Genomic DNA, 329 nt, shown 5'->3' with positions numbered 1-329 from the left:
GCAGCCCGAGGAAGCGTACCCGGCTCCCGTTGGCGGCCTGCCGCAGGGGCGTCTCGCCCGTTGCACGAATTGCGGTGATCAGGAGCGGAAACAATAATAAAACGGACTTCATGACGGAACGTGTTGGAGGTGGCCGGCGGTTGCTCAGGGGATCACCCCCGTCAGTGCCTCGACGGCACGGCGGCCTTCGTCGCCCAGCGAGAGCGAATATCCGTTCACGAAGAGCGCGATATGCGCGTCGATTACCTTGTCATCCAGCTCCTGTGCGTGCTGTTTTATATAGGTGCGCGAAGCTTCGGGATGGGTGAAGGCGTATTCGATGCTCGTGC

At 61.1% G+C, this 329-nt stretch carries 1 protein-coding gene; it reads right to left on the bottom strand.

Annotated features, from left to right (window positions below; translation table 11 throughout):
- Nucleotides 1-144: 144 nt before the first annotated feature.
- The coding region (locus tag QVP03_RS05770) for an MqnA/MqnD/SBP family protein (RefSeq protein WP_303645449.1) at nt 145-329 on the bottom strand (185 nt) is incomplete at its 5' end.

The sequence above is a fragment of the Alistipes sp. CAG:29 genome (genome assembly GCF_000435435.1).
Taxonomy (GTDB): domain Bacteria; phylum Bacteroidota; class Bacteroidia; order Bacteroidales; family Rikenellaceae; genus Alistipes; species Alistipes onderdonkii.
The sequence above is the reverse complement of the archived record's forward strand: the minus strand, read 5'-3'. Positions and strand labels throughout refer to the sequence as shown.